Genomic DNA, 1,279 nt, shown 5'->3' with positions numbered 1-1,279 from the left:
CAAATTTCGGGGTCCACTTCAAAATTTATGAATTTCTATCCGTTTCAGGATATTGAGACCATTTCGCCGCGGCCGATGTTGTTCATCACTGGCGAGGATGCGCATTCCATTGAGTTTAGTGAAGACGCATACCGTCTTGCCGCTGAACCTAAAGAACTGGTGATCGTCCCGGGAGCCGGGCACGTGGACTTGTACGACCGTGTCGAACTGATTCCGTTTGATAGGTTGGAAGCCTTCTTTCAGAGCAATCTGAGCCGGTAGCCCGACTACAGTTCAACCAGGTTCAATTCAGATTTCGATTAAAACGAAAAGGAAACAGACAATGACAGGCAATATCGCAGGCAAAGTTATCGTAATTACTGGTGCCAGCAGCGGAATAGGTGAGGCGGCCGCTCGTCACCTTGCCAGGAGCGGGGGCAGTGTGGTTCTCGGCGCCCGCCGAAAAGAGCGTATGGAAACGTTGGTCAAGGAGCTTACCGATGCAGGGCACAAAGCGACGGCGGTATCGGTAGATGTCACCGACAAGGATCAGGTTAAACAGCTGGTGGATACGGCGGTAAAAACCTACGGTCGTATCGATGTGCTCATCAATAACGCCGGCGTGATGCCACTGTCGACCCTCGAAAGCCTGAAGATCGACGAGTGGGATCAGATGATCGACGTGAACCTCAAAGGGGTTCTTTACGGTATTGCCGCAGCGATTCCGTACATGAAGGAGCAGAAGTCCGGACACATTATCAACACGGCTTCGGTCGCCGGCCAGTTGGTGTTTCCCTCCTCAGCCGTTTACTCGGCGACCAAGTTTGCCGTTCGGGCCCTGTCTGAAGGCCTGCGCCAAGAAGTTAAGCCCCACAATATCCGCACTACGATTGTCTCCCCGGGCGCGGTGAAGACTGAATTATTGGACCATATCAGCGATCAGGATATTCAGTCCGCTAACAGAGAATATGTCGGCAAGGTAGGTGTTCCAGCAGAGACTTATGCGCGGATGGTGGCCTTCGCCATCAATGAGCCGGATGATGTGGATGTTAATGAAATCACTTTCCGGCCGACGGCTCAGGAGCTGTGATTCGGGGTTTTTATGTATCCCTGCTCGGCATCGTGACGCTGGTAAATGGAAGTAGTGATTCTGTAAACACCCCTGTTTTAGTTGCACCACTGATTAGAGCTTTCCGCCCGTTGCTGTTAGCCAAATATTTCCGGGGTGAGAGGTCTCCCAATTACTAAGGAGTTCAAAAGTAAGCGAACATGATGTATAATACTAAGGAGTTCAAAAGTA

2 protein-coding genes are annotated in these 1,279 nt (G+C 51.1%); both read left to right on the top strand.

Going from position 1 to position 1,279, the window contains the following annotated elements:
- Positions 1–261: alpha/beta hydrolase (locus Q668_RS14425; RefSeq protein WP_161628534.1), on the top strand; the 261-nt coding region annotated here is incomplete at its 5' end.
- 61 nt (positions 262–322) lie between these two features.
- Entirely contained in the window at positions 323–1,069 is a 747-nt protein-coding gene (locus Q668_RS14420; protein ID WP_022990334.1) for an SDR family oxidoreductase, read from the top strand.
- Positions 1,070–1,279 lie beyond the last annotated feature (210 nt).

Source organism: Marinobacter sp. ES-1, assembly GCF_000475255.1.
Classification (GTDB): Bacteria; Pseudomonadota; Gammaproteobacteria; order Pseudomonadales; family Oleiphilaceae; genus Marinobacter; species Marinobacter vinifirmus.
This window is presented reverse-complemented; position numbering and strand designations above follow the sequence as displayed.

Excerpts from the sequence above, each read along its gene's own strand:
- Q668_RS14420 (WP_022990334.1), top strand. The coding sequence starts at position 323 with ATGACAGGCAATATCGCAGGCAAAGTTATCGTAATTACTGGTGCCAGC.